The sequence below is a fragment of the Nocardioides sp. genome, assembly GCF_030019515.1.
In the GTDB taxonomy this organism is placed as follows: Bacteria; Actinomycetota; Actinomycetes; order Propionibacteriales; family Nocardioidaceae; genus Nocardioides.
In genome coordinates this window covers 120,724-139,586 of record NZ_JASEEQ010000014.1, presented here as the reverse complement: position 1 = coordinate 139,586, position 18,863 = coordinate 120,724, and the positions used below count along the sequence as shown (strand labels likewise).

Annotated in this window: 16 protein-coding genes; 9 read left to right on the top strand and 7 right to left on the bottom strand. The window is 69.2% G+C overall.

What is annotated here, in order from left to right:
- Nucleotides 1–190 precede the first annotated feature (190 nt).
- On the bottom strand, nt 191–1,273 hold the full coding sequence (locus QMC84_RS22445) for a DUF5677 domain-containing protein (RefSeq protein ID WP_366145766.1): 1,083 nt from the start codon (nt 1,271–1,273) through the stop codon (nt 191–193).
- A 407-nt stretch (nt 1,274–1,680) separates the two neighbouring features.
- On the opposite strand from QMC84_RS22445, the gene QMC84_RS18500 reads away from it, so the two are divergent.
- Nucleotides 1,681–4,026, top strand: a complete 2,346-nt coding sequence (locus QMC84_RS18500) for an ankyrin repeat domain-containing protein (protein WP_300377282.1) — start codon at nt 1,681–1,683, stop codon at nt 4,024–4,026.
- Between the two features lie 277 nt (nt 4,027–4,303).
- Nucleotides 4,304–4,960 carry a hypothetical protein gene (locus QMC84_RS18495; protein WP_300377280.1) on the top strand — a complete coding sequence of 219 codons (657 nt, stop codon included), beginning with the start codon at nt 4,304–4,306 and terminating at the stop codon, nt 4,958–4,960.
- Between the two features lie 456 nt (nt 4,961–5,416).
- On the opposite strand, the gene QMC84_RS18490 is transcribed toward QMC84_RS18495, so the two are convergent.
- Genes QMC84_RS18490 through QMC84_RS18465 form a run of 6 tightly spaced genes read right to left on the bottom strand, consistent with a single transcriptional unit; the run spans nt 5,417 to nt 10,289 of the window.
- Complete coding sequence (locus QMC84_RS18490) at nt 5,417–6,580, bottom strand: acyl-CoA dehydrogenase family protein (RefSeq protein WP_300377278.1); 1,164 nt, start codon at nt 6,578–6,580, stop codon at nt 5,417–5,419.
- Complete coding sequence (locus tag QMC84_RS18485) at nt 6,580–7,608, bottom strand: LLM class F420-dependent oxidoreductase (RefSeq protein WP_300377276.1); 1,029 nt, start codon at nt 7,606–7,608, stop codon at nt 6,580–6,582. The genes QMC84_RS18490 and QMC84_RS18485 overlap by 1 nt, the downstream gene beginning before the upstream one ends.
- Nucleotides 7,609–7,666: 58 nt before the next feature.
- On the bottom strand, nt 7,667–8,176 hold the full coding sequence (locus QMC84_RS18480; protein ID WP_300377274.1) for a DUF6328 family protein: 510 nt from the start codon (nt 8,174–8,176) through the stop codon (nt 7,667–7,669).
- 10 nt (nt 8,177–8,186) lie between these two features.
- Nucleotides 8,187–8,729, bottom strand: a complete 543-nt coding sequence (locus QMC84_RS18475; protein ID WP_300377272.1) for a YbaK/EbsC family protein — start codon at nt 8,727–8,729, stop codon at nt 8,187–8,189.
- A 22-nt stretch (nt 8,730–8,751) separates the two neighbouring features.
- The gene (locus QMC84_RS18470; protein WP_300377270.1) at nt 8,752–9,069 is read right to left on the bottom strand and encodes a hypothetical protein; all 318 of its coding nucleotides are present in this window, start codon (nt 9,067–9,069) and stop codon (nt 8,752–8,754) included.
- Nucleotides 9,066–10,289 carry a PspC domain-containing protein gene (locus tag QMC84_RS18465; RefSeq protein WP_300377268.1) on the bottom strand — a complete coding sequence of 408 codons (1,224 nt, stop codon included), beginning with the start codon at nt 10,287–10,289 and terminating at the stop codon, nt 9,066–9,068. Before QMC84_RS18465 ends, QMC84_RS18470 begins: the two co-directional genes overlap by 4 nt.
- Nucleotides 10,290–10,432: 143 nt before the next feature.
- On the opposite strand from QMC84_RS18465, the gene QMC84_RS18460 reads away from it, so the two are divergent.
- The 7 genes from QMC84_RS18460 (at nt 10,433) to QMC84_RS18430 (ending at nt 18,856) form a co-directional block, all read left to right on the top strand.
- Entirely contained in the window at nt 10,433–11,755 is a 1,323-nt protein-coding gene (locus QMC84_RS18460; protein WP_300377266.1) for an ATP-binding protein, read from the top strand.
- A complete protein-coding gene (locus QMC84_RS18455; protein WP_300377264.1) occupies nt 11,748–12,437 on the top strand; it encodes a response regulator transcription factor in 690 nt (229 codons plus the stop codon). The genes QMC84_RS18460 and QMC84_RS18455 overlap by 8 nt, the downstream gene beginning before the upstream one ends.
- Nucleotides 12,438–12,458: 21 nt before the next feature.
- The gene (locus QMC84_RS18450) at nt 12,459–12,815 is read left to right on the top strand and encodes a hypothetical protein (RefSeq protein ID WP_300377262.1); all 357 of its coding nucleotides are present in this window, start codon (nt 12,459–12,461) and stop codon (nt 12,813–12,815) included.
- A gap of 98 nt (nt 12,816–12,913) precedes the next feature.
- The gene (locus QMC84_RS18445; RefSeq protein ID WP_300377260.1) at nt 12,914–15,169 is read left to right on the top strand and encodes a chemotaxis protein CheA; all 2,256 of its coding nucleotides are present in this window, start codon (nt 12,914–12,916) and stop codon (nt 15,167–15,169) included.
- On the top strand, nt 15,166–15,585 hold the full coding sequence (locus QMC84_RS18440; RefSeq protein ID WP_300377258.1) for a chemotaxis protein CheW: 420 nt from the start codon (nt 15,166–15,168) through the stop codon (nt 15,583–15,585). The genes QMC84_RS18445 and QMC84_RS18440 overlap by 4 nt, the downstream gene beginning before the upstream one ends.
- 43 nt (nt 15,586–15,628) lie before the next feature.
- Nucleotides 15,629–17,185 (top strand): methyl-accepting chemotaxis protein, encoded by a 1,557-nt coding sequence (locus QMC84_RS18435; protein WP_300377256.1) that lies wholly within the window; start codon nt 15,629–15,631, stop codon nt 17,183–17,185.
- Between the two features lie 30 nt (nt 17,186–17,215).
- On the top strand, nt 17,216–18,856 hold the full coding sequence (locus QMC84_RS18430; protein ID WP_300377254.1) for a methyl-accepting chemotaxis protein: 1,641 nt from the start codon (nt 17,216–17,218) through the stop codon (nt 18,854–18,856).
- Nucleotides 18,857–18,863: the final 7 nt, after the last annotated feature.

Genomic DNA, 18,863 nt, shown 5'->3' with positions numbered 1-18,863 from the left:
AGACCGAGTCTGGCCAGACGCCGGTCCTGCCGGGAGTCTCTAGTAGCCCAGAATGCCCCACCGCACCAGCACACCTGGCGAGTTGTCCGTGCTTGATGTTGGCAACTGCTGCACTTGGGTCTTGACGGCCACCGACCATTCTCACGAGACGGCGTGGTCGCTTGCCGAGCGAAGTCGTCGCAGCGATTTCCTAGAAGTGCAACCGACGTTCGCGCATCCGCGCGAGGGCAAGCCCAATCGGAGGCGGATGCTCGGCTAAAGTTCGGTTGAACGCTCCTGGTCGTACCGAGGCCGCCCCCTTAGATGCAGTTCTGACCAACTTCCGCAGGCTTGCCCTATCCACTGGCCAGACGCCAGCGTAGGCGAGGTAAAGCGCGGCCATCGCCACCTCCGCATCTCGTTCGAAGTCGGCGGGCTCAAGCCCAAGACACTCAAGCTCGAGAGCCGTCCGAGCCGTTCGGCCGTGCCTCGCCAGCGCGAGAAGCGAACGCCAAGACTTTCCGCTATCCATCAGTTCAAGCACCGCAATCATCTGTTCAGCGACAGGGGCCTTCCGCAGTTCATCCGAGGTTCCGGTTGCGCTGATCAACAGACCCAGCAGGTTCGCGCGTCGGTGATCGAGTCCGATCCCCGACAAGGTTGCCGTTACTGTCTCGTGGCGAAGTGGGGATCCGGACCATCGGCCACCGTCTGCGTGAAGGGCCTCCCGAGCCCACTGGTCAAGGACCTCGTGTGGCTGCCCGACGCCCCTCGCCACACATCCCGCGAGTGCCGCGATAGCTGGTGCTGCAACATGGTTGAGCGTGCGCGGATCGACCGGACTGTGGGGAGCGAATCGCCGCCTGGGCAGCCGGAAGTGCTGGACGCGAGAATGCCTCGCCAAGCTCAGAGGCGTGGGATGTTCGACATAGTTCGAGAGGAACGCGTAGGCCTCCTCGTATAGATGTGTCGCCAGAGAGCCTTCCGCGAATGGTGGGTGCATATCGAGTTGTTGGGCGATCTGGGAGAAGTCGGGTGCGGCACGAAATCCGTCCAGGCTGGCGTCGAGTGGCGCAGCGAGAAACTCGGCATCGGCCAGAACGTCGTGAACATCTTCATTGCTGTTGGCAAGCAGACGTGAGCGGAGACGTCTTGAGTGCTTCGCCTGCTTCTTGATGAAGCGCTCGCTGGAATCGGGTGTGATTGCCAGAAAGGCGCCGACCAGAGCCGTCTCGATGATTGCACGCGCAACGAGTGCACATGCTTCTGGCGCTGACTTCTCAAGGCGATACATTTCTCGGAGTAGGTAGAGGCATCGCCGCAGGGCGCGCTGCGCCTGGATGAGCCCGGGGTCGCTACCAACATCAGCCGACGCGAGGCGCAACATCCGCCTTGTCGCCTGGAGCGCCTCTGGCCGCGGCGGACGATCAGCCGCCGCGGCGGATCTTTCCCCCGCGTAGCGCGACACGAAGACTGTGAAAGTAAGAGCTCTACCTCGCGCCATACGCAGAGTCTGGGCCCTCGACGGCAGATGTGTGGGTGTTCCAGCGCTCGGCCGCACCCAAAGTCTCGAGTCTGCGCCACCATTGAGCGCTCGCTCTTGGCGCGACGAGTGCGACTATCCGCCGCCTGGGATACCGCAGGTCTAGGAGTGTTGAAGTTCCGTGCCCGCCGCCAGATCGCTTGCGCCAGACTCCCGTCATGGCGTCCAAAGAAGCCGATCCGACGGTCCTCCAGCACACAATGCTCACGGTCGATGGCCCCGTATACGCGTGGGGAAACAACACCCACGGTCAGTTGCGTGACGGTACGACGATCCTCAGGAAGACGCCGGTGGCAGCGCTTCTGCCTGACGGCCTGGCGGCGATTGAGGCGGCGTCCAACGTGGCGTACGCCCTCCGTTCGGACGGCTCGGTGCTCGCTTGGGGGCACAACCTCGAGGGCAAGATCGGAGACGGCACCGAGGTTGACCGGTTCGAACCCGTGACGGTCGCTGGCCTCGCCGACATCGTTCAGATCGCAGCCGCCGGTGACTGGGCATGTGCACTGAGGCGAGATGGAACGGTCTGGGCATGGGGCAGTAACACCGTGGGGCAGATGGGCAACGGCACCACCCACCGGGGTCGAGGGCCGGCGCATGTTCGCGGTCTGAGCGACGTTGTGTCGGTCGCGGCCGGACTTGGGACCGGGTTCGCGCTGCGCCGCGACGGCACCGTGTGGGCGTGGGGCTACCACGCACACGGGGAGTGTGGCGGCTTCCAGACGGGAAACGTCTGCCTAGCGCCTGTTCAGGTCACGAGCGACGTCGGCGAGGGTGATGTTGTAGCGATGGATGGTGTCGCCTACCGGTCGCTGGGAGGAATCGTGGCGATCAGCGCTGGCGCGTTCGCAGGGTACGCGGTAACCGCCAACGGCGAGGTCTGGTCATGGGGCGCCAACGAGCTTGGCCAACTTGGCAACGGCTCCACTCGGTCGGGTTTCGAGGACGCGTTGGCAGCGGTGAGCCGGCATGACTCTCCGAAAAAGATCGTCGGACTCACCGGGGTGGTCTCGGTCGTGTCGAAGTGCAACACGGCTTACGCGCTCAACGCTGACGGAACGGTCTGGTCTTGGGGAGACAACCGGCACGGCGCGCTCGGCTCGGGAAGTACTTCGACGTCGGGCAACGTGCCGCAGCGCGTCAGCGGTCTGACGGACGTTGTTGCGGTCGCCGCGAACGGCGACTCGGCCTACGCCCTCAAGAGTGACGGGACCGTGTGGGCCTGGGGAGAGAACGAGTACGGCGAGCTCGGTGACGGGACTCGTATCGACCGAGCGCTTCCTGTGCAGGTGGTTGACCTGGAGGCGATCACTTCGATTTCGGCCGGCATCACCTCGGCATACGCCACCGCCGGCCGGCGAACTTCACCTGCGTTCGGCTCGGCCGCGGCGCCAGAGGTGTACAGCCTCCCCGGAGAACGGACGCTTCTCATGCATTGGTCGGCCGTCGGTGACGAAGACCAGGTGGTCGAACTGTTGCGGGATGGGACGGACATCAATGCCGTCGATGTTGACGGGGACACAGCTCTCTACTACGCGGTATCCAATGGCAACCTGGAGATCGCCGAGGTTCTGCTCGAGCACGGGGCGGACCCTGACCTGGCCGGGGCGAACGGGACGTGTGTCAGATTCGCGGCCGACAAGGGTTGGGTCGACCTCCTGAAGCTGCTCCTCCAGCGCGGCGCCGACGCGAGCGGCGCCGACGCCGACGGCATCACCGCGGCGATGTTGGCTGCTGGCGGCGGCAAGAACGAAATCTTGGAGGAACTCAACCGGTATGGGGCCGACTTCGACGAGACCGACCGGGACGGCGACACCGCACTGTTCTACGCAGTGTCGCGTGGGCGTGCCAGCACTGCTGAACTTCTGGTGTCGGCCGGCGCTTCGGCAGGCCCGCCGGCCAACGCGTCCGGTCACACGCCGTTGGTCTTCGCCTCAATGATGGCGGTGTCACCGCAGCAGAGACCGGCTGGGACCACTGCCGACGACTACAACGCGATCGTTCGCACGCTCCTCCGCGCAGGCGCCGACCCGACACAGATGTTCGGCATCGGCGTGGGGTTGGCGCGCCGGGTGATGAACGGTCTCGATTTCGCACTCAATGAATACGTGATCGCCAGCGAGCTCGATGACGACTGGTTCGTCACGCGTTTGGCACCAGGGCAAGCGCCCCATGTGGTCCAGAAGCCGAGGTTCACACCACCGGCAACGGCACCCGCCCCAGTTGCCCCTCCGGCAGCCGCTCCGGTGGCCTCACTTGTCGAGGTGCTCGGTTCGACGCAACCACAGTCTCTGGCGAAAACCTCGGTCAAGGTGTTCTGGAACGGACTCCAGGTGGGGGTCGTGGAACACAACGGCAGGCTCACTTTCGACATAGAGACCGACGGGGAGATCCGGTTCAAGTCACGGCTGCGGTCCCGCCGAGTCCGGTTGGCCGCGGACGGGCCGAAGAGGATTGAGCTCTCTTGGGACGCAACCTGGGGCCGCCTCATCGCGAAAGTCACCTAGGAGGTTGCCCCGCTTCGGCACCTGCTGTGACCAGGTCATTCCGCCGCGTGGGACTGACGTCAGCACGCGTTGCGTCCGGTCTCTGCTGGCGTCGGCGCGCTGCCGGTAGGGCAGTCTACTCTGAAGCTCTGCGATCGGCGCGTGCCGTCAACACCGAAGGTGCCCATGCCAGCTAACCCGGGATAGACCCGGGAACGCATGGCATTCTCCGGGTCGTTTGGAGCGCGTTGCCAACCTTCACCTCGCGCCCAACGCCTACGGCTGGAAAGGATCGAGGATGACATTCGCGTGGCCACCCACCGAGCCATTCGATGACCGCGAACCGTGGCCAAGGTTTCTCCCCGGCCGCGCGGCTGCCGGATTCCCCGCGATCGGCGTTGGCGGCTTGGGTCATCCTGACGTGATGTCTGCGCTCTGGTGCCGACTTACGCTGGACGATGCGCAGCGGTACTACCAGGCGGCTCGTCAGTGCAGTTGGGCCAACTGGGCTATCGACCGAGGTGAGGACTGGTCACCTACCGAGAGACACTTCGCTCGGTGGGTCCAGGCCATGTGGATTGCAGGTTGTCGATTGGTCATCTCGGCTCACCTGGCGCAGCAGTGGGTGCGAATTGCCGATCCCACCGTGCCTGAAGTGCCGGGCCTGAGGCGGGCGCGCAACGCCATCGAGCACCTCCACGAGGCGGAGATCGACGAAAGTCAGATCATCGCAACTACGAAGGTCACCGAGGATGGGAAGCAGAAGGCCTGGGACATCGAGAAGCTGCCCGATGGACGCCTGATATTTGGAATGGGCAAGAAGCCATTAGAGGAGGTGTTTGACGCCGTATCACTCGAGGCCATTGTCGCCTTTGCCCTGGAGCACAGCGACCGTGATGGCGATGTCGACATCCAAGACTCGACCTACCTCCTCCGCCCAAGCCTCGAGTCGTAGACCGCACAGCGCGCAATTCGTGATCCGTGTTACCGCCTCAGCGCACGATTGGCGTGCGTCCTTCCGCCGCGATCGGGACACGATCGTCGACGTAACGGATCTGGTTCCGTGCGGCTCGCGGTGGTGAGCGACCCCTACTCGCCGGGTGAGTGGCGCGGTCGTCGGACCGCGGAGCGGCACCTCATCGGTCCCAGATCACCAGAATTGATTGTCGTTCGGCCGTCACCACAGCCCGTCGACCACGGCGAACCGCAAGCCGGAAGTGCGCCATAACCACCCTCCGGTGACCAGACGCCGACCGCAACCACGATATTTCGAAATCCAGGGACCGGGACCACGCACCGGCCCGACGGCCGCCGAGCGTCCGTCACCACGCGCAGGTCCTCGTGCGCTCTCGTGGTTGCTGCCCCGCATCGGTGCGGGGCCTCGACAAGCTCGACCACCGATGGTCCGGGCTCAGACGCCGAGGGAGCGGCCGATGATCTCCTTCTGGATCTCGGTGGTGCCGCCGTAGATGGTCTGGATCCGGCTGTCGACGTAGGCCCGGGCGACGGGGTACTCCATCATGTAGCCGTAGCCGCCGTGCAGCTGGACGGCCTGGTCGACGACCTTCTTCTGGGTCTCGGTCGTCCACCACTTCGCCATCGAAGCGAGGGCGGGGTCGACCTGGCCGGCGTTGAGCTTGAGCACGCAGTCGTTGACGAACACCCGGGCGATGTGGGCGTCGGTCGCCATCTCGGCGAGCAGGAAGCGGTTGTGCTGGAAGCTGCCGATCGGCTTGCCGAAGGCCTGCCGCTCCTTGGCGTAGGCGAGGGAGACCTCGAGCATCTGCTCGATGGCGGCGACCGCCATCACGGCGATCGAGATCCGCTCCTGGGCGAGGTTGACCATCAGCGAGACGAAGCCGGAGCCCTCGGCGCCGAGCAGGTTCTCCTTGGGGACCTCGACCTCGTCGAAGAACAGCTCCGCGGTGTCCTGGGCCTTCATGCCCATCTTGTCCAGGTTGCGGCCGCGCTCGAAGCCCTTCATCCCGCGCTCGATGACGAGCAGGCTGATGCCCTGGTGGCCGGCGTCGGGGTCGGTGCGGCACACGACGATCACGAGGTCGGAGAGGATGCCGTTGCTGATGAACGTCTTCGACCCGTTCAGGACGTAGTGATCGCCCTTGTCGATCGCGGTGGTCTTGATGCCCTGGAGGTCCGAGCCGGCGCCCGGCTCGGTCATCGCGATCGCGGAGATGATCTCGCCGCTGACCAGGCCGGGCAGCCAGCGGGCCTTCTGCTCGGGCGTCCCGAGCTGGCTGATGTAGGGGACGATGATGTCGGTGTGCACCGGGAAGCCGGGGCCGCTCGCGCCGACCCGGCACATCTCCTCGGCGACGACCATGTTGTAGCGGAAGTCCTTGACCCCGGCGCCGCCGTACTCCTCCTCGACGTCGAAGCACAGCAGACCGTGCTCGCCGGCCTTGCGCCAGACCTCGCGGCTGACCTGGCCGTCCTTCTCCCACTGCTCGTGGTGCGGGACGACCTCCTTCTCCAGGAAGGCGCGGACGGTGCCGCGGAAGTCCTCGTGCTCCTGCTCCAGGATGCTTGCCTGCTGCGTGGCACTCTGGGGAGCCATCAGGACACCCATTCCTTGATCTGCGCGATGGTCGCGGCCGGGTCGTCGGACGCGGGGGAGACCTGGAGGCTGGTCACGCCGGCCTCGCGGAACGCGGCGATGCGCTCCTTGACGTACGACGCGGGGCCGACCAGGTTGCCGGCCTCGAGCCACTGGAGCGGCACCTTCGCCTCGGCGTCGCGCTTGTTGCCGTCGAGGTAGAGGTCCTGGATCTCCTTGGCCTCCTTCTCGTAGCCGTAGTGGCAGGCGAGCTCGTTGTAGAAGTTCTTGCCGCGTGCGCCCATGCCGCCGACGTAGAGGGCGTACATCGGCCGCATGAAGTCGAGCATCCCCTTCACGTCCTCGCCGATCGCGACCATGCCGCCGGCGCTGATCTCCAGCGGTCCGAGGTCGGCCGAGCGCTTCGCAGCGCCGCGGGCCAGCGCGTCGCCCCAGACCTCCTGGGCCTTCTCCGGGAGGAACAGGAACGGCAGCCAGCCGTCGGCGACCTCGGCGGTCATCGCGACGTTCTTGTCGCCGAGCGCCGCGACCCAGAGGGGTACGGCGGGGCGCTCGGGCTTGTTCAGCAGCTTCAGCGGCTTGCCCAGGCCCAGTCCCTGGTCGGCCGGCAGCGGCAGCGTGAGGATCCCGTCGTGGACCAGCGACTCGCGGCGCAGTCCCATCCGGATGATCTCGATGACCTCGCGGGTGCGGCCCAGCGGCTTGTCATAGGGGAGGCCGTGGAAGCCCTCGATCACCTGCGGACCCGACGCGCCCAGGCCGATGACCGCGCGTCCGCCGGACACGTTGTCCAGCCCGGCCGCCGTCTGCAGCAGCGCGCCTGGGGTGCGCGAGTAGACGTTGAGGATCCCGGCGCCGATCTCGACGGTCTCGGTCTTCGCGGCCAGGTAGCCCATCAGCGTGGGGGCGTCGAAGCCGTATGGCTCGGCGACCCAGAGGGTGTCCAGGCCGGCCTTCTCGAGCCCGGCGACCTGGTCGGCGGTCTCACGTGGGTTCCCGCCGTACATCAGCGGCATCGAGAGCTTCATTGTGACAGCATAACTGTCACGGTTGCGGTCGGGGCAAGAGCCGGGGACCGGTCCTCGGCTACGGCGCCGAGAGGTCCTCCTGTCTCATCAGCCGGTGGGGGAGCACCACCAGCAGAGTCACCAGCACCAGCGCCATCGCGCCGGCGGCGATGCTGGCCCAGGTGAGGTCGACGACCATGTCGAAGATGAACATCACGATCCCGGTCACCAGCAGGGCGATCGCGGTGAGGACGCCCCAGACGAGCACATGGGCGGAGGCGACCAGCCGCTCCTTGACGTGCCGCCCGGACAGCCGCCGATGGATGGCGACCGGGCCCATGATCAGCGCCGTGGTCAGGGTGGCCAGTAGTACCAGCCCGAGGTAGACCCCGGTCTGGAAGTCGTCGAGGGTGTCGAACTTGTCCTGGAACGGCAGCGTCAGCAGGAAGCCGGCGAGCAGCTGCGCGCCGGTCTGCATGACCCGCAGCTCCTGGAGCAGGTCCTCCCACTTGCGGTCCAGCCGCTCCGCCTCGGTCTCGCGCCGACCCGACTTCGGGTTCTCCTTGGGAGGCTGCTGATCGTCGCTCATGGCGACAGTGTTACCCGGCGAGGCCCGTCACAACCTCGGCGCCGGGCAGTTCCGCGGTCAGTGCGCCGGGGAGCAACAGCTTCGAGCGGCGCACGCCCGACCCGATCACCGCGACGTCGATGTCGAGCACCCGCGGGTCGACCAGCAGCCGCCAGCCCGCGGGCAGGCCGAGCGGCGTGATGCCGCCGTACTCCATGCCCGACTCCTCGACCGCGCGCTCCACGGCGAGGAACGACGCCTTGCGGACGTCGAGGGTGCGCTTGACCAGGCCGTTGACGTCGGCGCGGGTGTCGGCGCGCACCAGGCACGCCGCGACCCGCTCCGTCCCGTCGCGGCGCCCGGCGACCACGACGCAGTTCGCGCCGGTCGACATCGGCAGGTCGTAGGCCTCGGCCAGCGCGGCCGTGTCGGCGATCGCCGGGTCGATCTCGACGACCCCGACCTGCGCGGCGCCCGGCCAACCGCTCAGGGCGGCGGCCACCGGGGCGGCGAGCAGGTCGGGACGGTCGAGGGCGGGGACGGTCTCCAGGGAGCCGAAGGCCGGGGCGGACATGGCCACCATTGTGGAGGGCGGCCTACCGCTCCTCGTCCGGGGTCTCGTCGAGGACGGTGGTGTGCTCGGCCTCGGTGGGCCCGACCCAGCCGGTCTGCCGGGTCGACCAGCGCTTGCTGCCCGAGAGGCCCACGGCGAGCAGCCCGGCCAGGCCGGCGAGCACCCACGGGACCGGCATCAGCCAGCGCACGTCGCCGTTGCCGACGACGTCGCCCTGGATCAGGGCCCAGACGCCGACCAGGCCGAGGAACGCGATCCCCATGACCAGGTGCCCGACGTTGACCGGGTGCCGGCCGGACTGGCGCTCCGGGAAGGTGGGCTGGGTGGTGGTCGTGCTCATCGGTGCACCTCGATCTGTCCGACGCCGAGCTGGGCGTCGATGGTGATCTCCGGGTCGAGCTGCGACCCGTCGAAGGAGTTGAGGGTGGTGTCGATCCCGCCGCGCTCGAGGTCGAAGACCTTGATGTTGCCGGGGCCGTCGACGTCGGCCTGGACGGTGGCGGCCAGGCCGTCGGGGAGGATGACCTCGATGTGCCCGATGCCGCCCTCGATCTCGATGGTGCGGCCGTCGAGCCGGTCGAGGTCGGCCACCTCGCGCAGGTCGATGACCTGCTCACCGGCGCCCAGCCAGTAGCGGTCGTCCACGGCCGCCGCGGTCGGCGGGGTCTCGATGACCTCGTCGCCGTCCCACCGGTCGGCGGCGGTGACGCCGGTCAGCACGACCGTGGCCAGCAGGCCGAGCGCGATGATGCCGCCCGCCCGTCCGAAGAACGCGCCGACCACGAGCATCAGGCCGGAGATCCCCACGGCCAGGGCGGGGTAGGCCGCGTCGGCGACGCCCGTGCCCGCGAGGTCGATCATGCCCAGGACGCCCTCGGCCAGCGCGATCAGCGCCAGGGTGAACCAGAACAGGATCGGGCCGCGCTTGCGTGGGTTCGGCGGCCGCGGCACGTAGGTCGCGGGGGGCACGTACGTCGGCGGCACGTACGCCGGCGGCGGGACGGCGTACGTCGGCTGCGCGTACGTCGGCTGGGCGGGGGCCGGTGCTGGCTGGTGGTACGTCGGCTGCGCGGGCGGCGGGCCCGGCGTGACGGGCGGCACCGGACGCGGCGGGTTGTTGCGGGTCAGTAGCCACAGGACGACCAGCGCGATGATCGCGAGCGGCCAGGGGAACCAGAAGGCGCCCCAGGAGTCGCCGATCAGGGCGAGGGCGGCGATCACGCCGACGATGACCAGCGCGACCGACCGGCTGCGCTCGTCGAGGTTGAACGGCGCCCGGACGGCGCCGTCCTCCGGCACGAGCAGCCAGCAGGCGCCGTACAGGATCAGGCCGGCGCCGCCGAAGAACACGAGCACCACGAACGCCACCCGCAGGATCAGGGGGTCGATGTCGAGGTGCCGCCCGAGGCCACCGGCCACGCCCGCGACCTTGCGGTCGGTGACAGAGCGGCGCAGGCGGCCGAGGTCGCGGACCTGGTCGCGGTCGACCCGCGGCCCGGTGCTCCCGGTGGGGTGCTGCGGCTGCGGGTCGGATGGTGCTTCGGGCGGTGTGGTGGTCATGGCCCCAGCCTGCTAGGTCGCGGGGCCGCGCACCATCGGGGACTGCCCTGATCCTGGGCTGAGGACGGGGCCCCGCACTCAGGGGCGGCTCGGGGTTCGCCCTCATGGTCTGTGACCCCCCGCGATGAGACGATGAGGGGGAGATGAGCAGCGCACACGCCACCGCCGACGCCGGCCGGCCCGGCCCGCGATCGGCGGCGGTCCCGTACGGCGGCCGACGCGCGACCCGAGACAGCCAGGAGCCGATCCTCGGCGGTGTGGCGGCGGGGCTGGCCCGGCACCTCGCGTTCCCGGTCCTCTGGGTGCGCGCCGGCTTCGTGCTGGCCGCGTTCCTGGGCGGCTTCGGGGTGGTGTTCTACGCCGGCCTGTGGTGGCTGCTGCCGTCGGACGCCCACTTCGAGACGGGTGCCCCGGGCATCGAGAGCGCCACTCGCGGCGGTCGCCGCCCGGGCCGGATCCGGCGCCTCGGCGACATCGGGCCGGCGGTCGCGCTGGCCGCGCTCGGCCTCGGTGCGATCCTGCTGCTCGAGGCGGTGCTCGGCCGCGGGGCGATCTTCTGGCCGGTGGCGATCGCCGTCGTGGGGATCGCCCTGCTGTGGCGGCAGGCCGACGAGGCGCAGCGCGAGCGCTGGCTCGACAACACCGGTCGGATCGACCCGGTGCGGGTGGTCTTCGGGCCCGGCGGCTGGGCGTCGTACGCCCGCGTCGGCGCCGGCGTGCTGCTCATCGTGCTCGCGCTGGTCCTCTACTCCGCGCACGGCGGCTCGCTGGGGATGGCCCGCGACGTCACGGTCGCCGCGCTGCTCAGCATCGTGGGCCTCGCGATCGTGATCGGGCCGTGGATCTACCGGCTCGCCTCCGACCTCAGCGACGAGCGCGCCGAGCGGGTGCGGACCCAGGAGCGCGCGGACGTCGCCGCCCACCTGCACGACTCGGTCCTGCAGACCCTCGCGCTGATCCAGAAGAACGCCGACGACGCCACCGCCGTCGCCCGGCTGGCCCGGGCCCAGGAGCGGGACCTGCGGTCCTGGCTCTACGCGGGCGAGTCGACCGACGAGCGCACCGTCGCCAGCGCACTGCGCGGCGCCGCTGCCCGCGTCGAGGACGAGTACGGCGTCTCCGTCGACGTCGTCACCGTCGGCGACTGCGACTTCGAGGAGGCGCTGCGACCGGTCGTGAACGCGACCGGCGAGGCGGTGACGAACGCCGCCAAGCACGCCGGCACCGGCAAGGTCGACGTCTATGCCGAGGTGACGGACGGTGCGGTGGACGTCTTCGTCCGCGACCGGGGGCGGGGCTTCGACCCCGCAGCGGTGCCGGCCGACCGGTACGGCGTGCGCCGCAGCATCGTCGACCGGATGCAGCGTCACGGAGGCACGGCCGAGATCCGGTCGGTGCCCGGCGAGGGGACCGAGGTGCGCCTGCACCTGTCCCGGCAGCCGCGACAGGAGGAGAACGATGAGTGAGCAGCACCCGGCACCCCGAGTCTCGGGACCGGTGGCGATCGTGATCGTCGACGACCACGCGATGTTCCGGCGCGGGGTGCGCGCCGAGCTCGAGAGCGCCGGGCGCGGGCTGGTCCGGGTGCTCGCGGAGGCCGCCGACGTGGACGAGGCGGTGGCGGCGGTGTCGACCCACCACCCGGACGTGGTGCTGCTCGATGTTCACCTCCCGGGCGGGGGCGGGGCCGAGGTGATGCGTCGGGTGACGGCCTCGCACGCCTCCCCGGACACCCGGTACCTCGCGCTGTCGGTCAGCGACGCCGCCGAGGATGTCATCGGCACCATCCGCGGCGGCGCCCGTGGCTACGTCACCAAGACCATCACCGGGCCCGAGCTGGTCCAGGCGATCGGCCGCGTGGCCGAGGGGGACGCCGTGTTCTCGCCCCGACTGGCGGGCTTCGTGCTCGACGCGTTCTCCGGCTCGATCGCCGTGGCCGCCGTGGACGAGGACCTCGACCGGCTCACCGAGCGGGAGCGGGAGGTGATGCGCCTGATCGCCCGCGGCTACGCCTACAAGGAGGTCGCGAAGGAGCTGTTCATCTCGATCAAGACCGTCGAGACCCACATGTCCAGCGTGCTGCGCAAGCTCCAGCTCTCGTCCCGGCACGAGCTCACCCGCTGGGCCTCGGACCGCCGACTGCTCTGAGCCGCCCACTAGGCTCCTCCCATGGAGTTCCTGCGCCACGTGCTGCTCGTCGTCCACATGCTCGGCTTCGCGGCCCTCGTGGGCGGACTGCTCGTGCAGGCGCGCAGCCCCGAGAAGACCGTGAACTCGCTGATGCGCGACGGCGCCGGGACGGCGTTCCTCGCCGGCCTGCTCCTGGTCGGGGTGATCGAGGCCGACGACGGCACCCTCGACAACACCAAGATCGCCGTCAAGGGCGTCATCGGCCTGGTGATCCTGGTGCTGGTGATGGCCAACCTGCGCAAGGAGCGGATCGCCAACGGCCTGTGGGCGCTGCTCCTGATCCTCACCGTCGCCAACATCTGCGTCGCCGTCTTCTGGGCCTCAGCCCACGGCTGACCTGCGACAACGGTGCAGAAATGTCTGCACCATCCTCAGATCGATGGCAGATCGGCCGATGAGGCCCTCGTACGTCACCCGACGAGAGGGCCGGCACGGTGGAAGAGATCGACGAGATCGTCCAGGAGTTTCTCGTGGAGAGCCACGAGAACCTGGACCAACTGGACCGGGACCTGGTCGCGCTCGAGAGGGAGCCCGGCTCGCGTGACCTGTTGGGCAGCATCTTCAGGACCATCCACACCATCAAGGGGACCAGCGGGTTCCTGGCGTTCGGCAGCCTGGAGTCGGTGACCCACGTCGGGGAGAACCTGCTCGCCCGGTTGCGCGACGGCAAGATGTCGATGACGCCGCAGACCACCGACGTGCTGCTCGCCATGGTCGACAAGGTGCGCGAGCTGCTGGCCGTGATCGAGGACTGTGGCACCGAGGGTGATATCGATGTGACCGCGGTCGTGGAGCGGATCACCGCCGTACTGGACGGCACCGCGGCCCAGGCCGCCCCGACCCCCATCGCCGAGCTGCTGCCCGATCCCGAGCCCGAGGACGAGCCGCAGGCTGCGGTCGAGCCCGAGCCCGAGCCCGAGCACGAGCACGAGCCGACCCCCGTCGCCGCCCCCGCGAAGGCCACCGAGCCCGCCGAGGAGGTCTCGACCCGTCGGAACGTCGCCGACTCCTCGATCCGCGTCGACGTCGAGCTGCTCGACGCCCTGATGCGCCTCGTCGGTGAGCTGGTGCTCACCCGCAACCAGATCGTGCGCCAGGCGGGCGACCAGGACGACCTGGACCTGACCCGCTCCGCGCAGCGCCTCAACCTGATCGCGACCGAGCTGCAGGAGGGGGTCATGAAGACCCGCATGCAGCCGATCGACCACCTCTGGTCCAAGCTCCCGCGCGTCGTGCGCGACCTGGGCGCCGCCTGCGGCAAGACCGTGTCGTTGGCCATGGTGGGCCGGGAGACCGAGCTCGACCGCTCGCTCCTGGAGTCGGTCAAGGACCCGCTGACCCACCTGGTCCGGAACGCGGTCGACCACGGCCTCGAGACCCCCGAGGGCCGGGTCGCGGCCGGCAAGCCCGCCGAGGGCGTGCTGACCCTGCGCGCGTACCACGAAGGCGGCCAGGTGGTCGTCGAGGTGTGTGACGACGGGGCCGGCATCGACGCCGACCGGATCGCGGAGAAGGCGCTGGCCAGCGGCCTGCGCACCACCGCCCAGCTCGCCCAGATGTCGCCGGCCGACATCCTCCAGCTGATCTTCCTGCCGGGCTTCTCGACCGCCCAGGCCGTCACCAACGTCTCCGGGCGTGGTGTCGGCATGGACGTGGTGAAGACCAACATCGAGGCCATCGGCGGGACCATCGAGGTCGAGTCCGTGGTCGGCCGGGGCACCACCTGCCGACTGCGCATCCCGCTGACGCTGGCGATCGTGCCGGCGCTCACGGTGGAGTGTGCGGGCGACCGGTACGCGATCCCGCAGGTCAGCCTGCTGGAGCTGGTCGCGCTCGACGCCGACCGGGCCGCCACCGCCGTGGAGGACGTCAACGGCGCGTCGGTCTACCGGCTGCGTGGTGCCCTGCTCCCGCTGGTCCGCCTCACCGACGTCCTCGGCGTCGAGTCCGACCGGTCCGACGGGCACGTGCTCATCGCGGTGCTCCAGGCCGAGGGCAAGCGCTTCGGCCTGGTCATCGACCGGGTGCTCAGCACCGAGGAGATCGTGGTGAAGCCGCTGACCTCCCGGCTGAAGTCGCTGGGGACCTACTCCGGCGCGACGATCCTCGGTGACGGGCGGGTCGCCCTGATCCTCGACGTCCAGGCGCTGGCCCGCCGGGCACTGACCGCCGAGGCCCTCGAGCGCGGCGCCGTCGGCACCGCGGCCGAGGAGCAGAAGGCGACCAGTGAGCACCTGCGGATGCTGGTCGCCGGCATCGGCGGCGGTCGCCGCGTCGCGATCCCGCTCTCCTCGGTCACCCGGCTGGAGAACATCGCGGCCAGCACGGTCGAGGTGGTGGGCAGCCGCGAGGTCGTCCAGTACCGCGGCGCGATCCTGCCGCTGCTGCGACTGGACCGGCACCTCGGCGCGATCAGCGAGCGCGCCGGCGACGACCTGGTGGTCGTCGTCTACTCGGCCGGCTCGCGCAGCGTGGCGATCGTCGTCGACGAGATCATCGACATCGTCGACGAGGAGACCGACGTCCACAGCGACATCGACGACCACGGCCTGGTCGGCTCCACGCTGATCCGCGACCGGATCGTCGAGGTCCTCGACGTACGCGCGGCGATCCTCGCCGCCGACCCGAAGTTCTACTCAGACCCGGACGTCGAGATCGACCTCCGCGGCGAGCTCCAGGAGGCGGTGTGAGCACCCGGATGGTGACCTTCACCCTCGACGGACACCTCTACGGCGTCGACGTCGAGGCGGTGCAGGAGGTGCTGCGCGGCCAGGCCAGGACGCGGATCCCGCTGTCCCCGGTCACCTTGGCCGGGCTGATCAACCTGCGTGGCCAGGTGCTCAGCGCCATCGACCTGCGCGCGCTGCTGGAGCTGCCGGACCGTGACGGCGACACCGAGCCGATGCTCGTGGTGATCCGGGTCGCGGGCGAGCCCGTGGCCCTGATGGTCGACACCATCGGCTCGGTCGTCGACGTCGACGACGACCAGTTCGAGCCGCCGCCGGACACCCTCGTCGGCGTCTCGCGCGACCTCCTTCTCGGGGCCTACAAGCTCGAGGACCGGCTCCTGCTGGCCCTCGACGTCGACCGCGCCGTCGCCGCCTGATCTCTGCTCGCCTTCCATTCCACTTCTCCCCGAAGGTCCGCTCATGAACTCACCCATCACCCTGACCGTCGGCCGTCGTCTCGCAGCGATCGTCGGGATCGGCGTCGTCGCCGGTGCCGTCGTCGGCGGCACCGCGCTCCTGGCTCTCCGCGCGATCGACAACGACGTCCACGAGAGCGCGAAGTACCAGGATGCCCGCGCGTACCTCTACCACCTCGACACCCGTTCGGCCGAGCTCAAGGTCGACGGGCTGAAGGCCGTCGCGTACTCCGACAACGAGGCGATCGCCCAGGACGTCGTCGACGACATCGCGACGATCGACCAGATCGTGGGCGACATCGACGCGCTCGGCCTGTCGATCACGACCCCCGAGTTCGACCAGGCTTGGACCGACTACGAGACCGCGATCGGGGACTTCGTCGACGGGGCGATCCGGGACCAGAACGCCGCGCGGGTCAACGTCGAGGACGTGCAGGCCGCCAACGACAATATGGACGTGCTGCTCTCCGCCGCGATCGAGAAGGTCGAGGCTGCGGGCGACGCACAGGATTCGGCTGCAGACGCGGCCCGTGGCCGCGCGACGGTCCTGCTGCTCGTCATCGGCACGATCGGCATGATCGTCATGTCGCTGGTCGCCTGGCTGATCGGACGATCGATCACCGTGCCGCTGCGGCGCAGCATCGACGTGCTGAAGGGCTTCGCCGCGGGCGACCTGACCCAGCGTGCCGAGGAGCGGTCCGCTGCCGAGCTCGGCGAGCTCGAGCGGTCCCTCAACGTCTCGATCGACTCGGTCGGCGGCATCATCGGCGCCGTGGTGGGCTCGGCGGATGCGGTGGCTGCTGCGTCGGAGGAGCTGTCCGCGTCGTCGCAGCAGATCGCGGCGGGTGCTGAGGAGACCTCGGTGCAGGCCGGTGTGGTGTCTGGTGCTGCGGAGGAGGTCTCGCGCAACGTGCAGACGGTGGCGGCCGGCTCGGAGCAGATGGGGGCGTCGATCCGGGAGATCGCGCACTCGGCGAACGAGGCGGCACGGGTGGCTTCGCAGGCGGTGTCGATGGTGGAGTCGACGAACGAGACGGTGGGCAAGCTGGGGACGTCGAGCCAGGAGATCGGGAACGTGGTCAAGGTGATCACCTCGATCGCGGAGCAGACGAACCTGTTGGCGTTGAACGCGACGATCGAGGCGGCTCGTGCTGGTGAGGCGGGCAAGGGGTTCGCGGTGGTGGCCAACGAGGTCAAGGAGCTGGCGCAGGAGACGGCGCGGGCGACCGAGGACATCGCGCGGCGGGTGGAGGCGATCCAGGCCGATACCGGTGGTGCGGTGGAGGCGATCGGGCAGATCTCGGCGATCATCGCCTCGATCAACGACTACCAGCTGACGATCGCCTCGGCGGTCGAGGAACAGACCGCGACGACCAACGAGATGTCGCGCAATGTCGCGGAGGCGTCCACCGGGTCGGGTGAGATCGCGACGAACATCTCGGGCGTCGCTGCCGCCGCCGACACCACGACCCAGGCGGTCAACCAGACGCTCACCGCGATCGAGGAGCTCGCCCGTATGTCCCAGGACCTGCGCAGCGAGGTCACCCGCTTCCGCCGCTGAGCACCCAACCCGACCAGAGCGATCACCACGATGACCACGAGGACCACGATGACCACCACGACCACCACCCGCCGCCAGCTGCGCTGGTTCACCGATCGAAGCATCCGCGTCAAGGTGCTTGCCGCGATCTCGGTCGCCGCACTCGTGGCAGTCGTGGTCGGGCTCGTGGGTCTGCGAGCGCTGGCCGGGAGCGCCGAACGCGCCGATGCGATCTCCACGGAGAACCTCGTGGGTGTGGAGGCCGCCACCGCGATGGAGAGCGCGATCCAGGAGATGCGCATGAAGGCCCGCGACGGGGTGATCGCACTCACCGCGGAGGACTCCCAGCAGGCGCTGACCAAGATGCAGGAGGGGGCGGACGCGTTCGACGCGGCCGCGGCGAGGTACCTCGGTGCAGGCAGCCTCGACCCCGCGACCCGGAAAGTCTTCGACCGGCTCAGGTCCTCGGTGGACGCCTACCTCGAGCTCCAGCAGACCGTGATGCGACCGCTCACGCTCGGTGACGACACGGAAGCCTGGCTCCAGGCCAATGACACCCAGGTCAAGCCGATCACTGACTCGATCACCTCTGACATCGCGACGCTCCAGCAGGTGGAGGTCGACCAGGCCGACGCAGCCGCGGCCGAGGTGCATTCCTCCTACGTGAGCAGCCGCAACCTGTCGATCCTCATGCTCGTCGTCGGCGTGCTGGCAGCGCTCGGGCTCGGCTGGCTCGTGGCAGCGGCCATCGCCCGGGGGATCGCGAAGGTCAAGCATGTGGCGGACTCGCTCGCCGGGGGTGACCTGACCCAGCGCGCGGACGTGGAGTCCCGCGACGAGGTGGGCAAGATGGCGGCCAGCCTCGACACGGCGAGCGCCCATCTGCGCCAGCTGCTCAGCACGGTCCTGGACTCGGCGGATGCGGTGGCTGCTGCGTCGGAGGAGCTGTCCGCGTCCTCGCAGCAGATCGCGGCGGGTGCGGAGGAGACCTCGGTGCAGGCGGGGGTGGTGGCCGGTGCGGCAGAGGAGGTCTCGCGCAACGTGCAGACCGTCGCCGCGGGCTCCGAGCAGATGGGTGCCTCGATCCGGGAGATCGCGCACTCGGCGAACGAGGCCGCGCGGGTGGCGTCGCAGGCCGTGTCGATGGTGGAGTCCACCAACGAGACGGTGGGCAAGCTGGGGGCCTCGAGCCAGGAGATCGGGAACGTGGTCAAGGTGATCACCTCGATCGCGGAGCAGACGAACCTGCTGGCGCTGAACGCGACGATCGAGGCGGCGCGTGCCGGGGAGGCCGGCAAGGGCTTCGCGGTGGTCGCGAACGAGGTCAAGGAGCTGGCCCAGGAGACCGCGCGGGCGACCGGGGACATCGCGAGCCGGGTCGAGGCCATCCAGGCCGACACCGGGGGCGCGGTGGAGGCGATCGGGCAGATCTCCTCGATCATCGCCTCGATCAACGACTACCAGCTCACGATCGCATCGGCGGTCGAGGAGCAGACGGCCACGACCAACGAGATGTCGCGCAACGTCGCGGAGGCCTCCACCGGCTCCGGCGAGATCGCCACCAACATCTCCGGTGTCTCCGCCGCGGCCGACAGCACCACCGAGGCTCTGGCCCAGGCTCGCTCCGCCGTGGACGACCTGGCCCGCATGGCGAGCGAGCTGCGGGCCGGGGTGGCCGGGTTCACCGCCTGACCTGGAC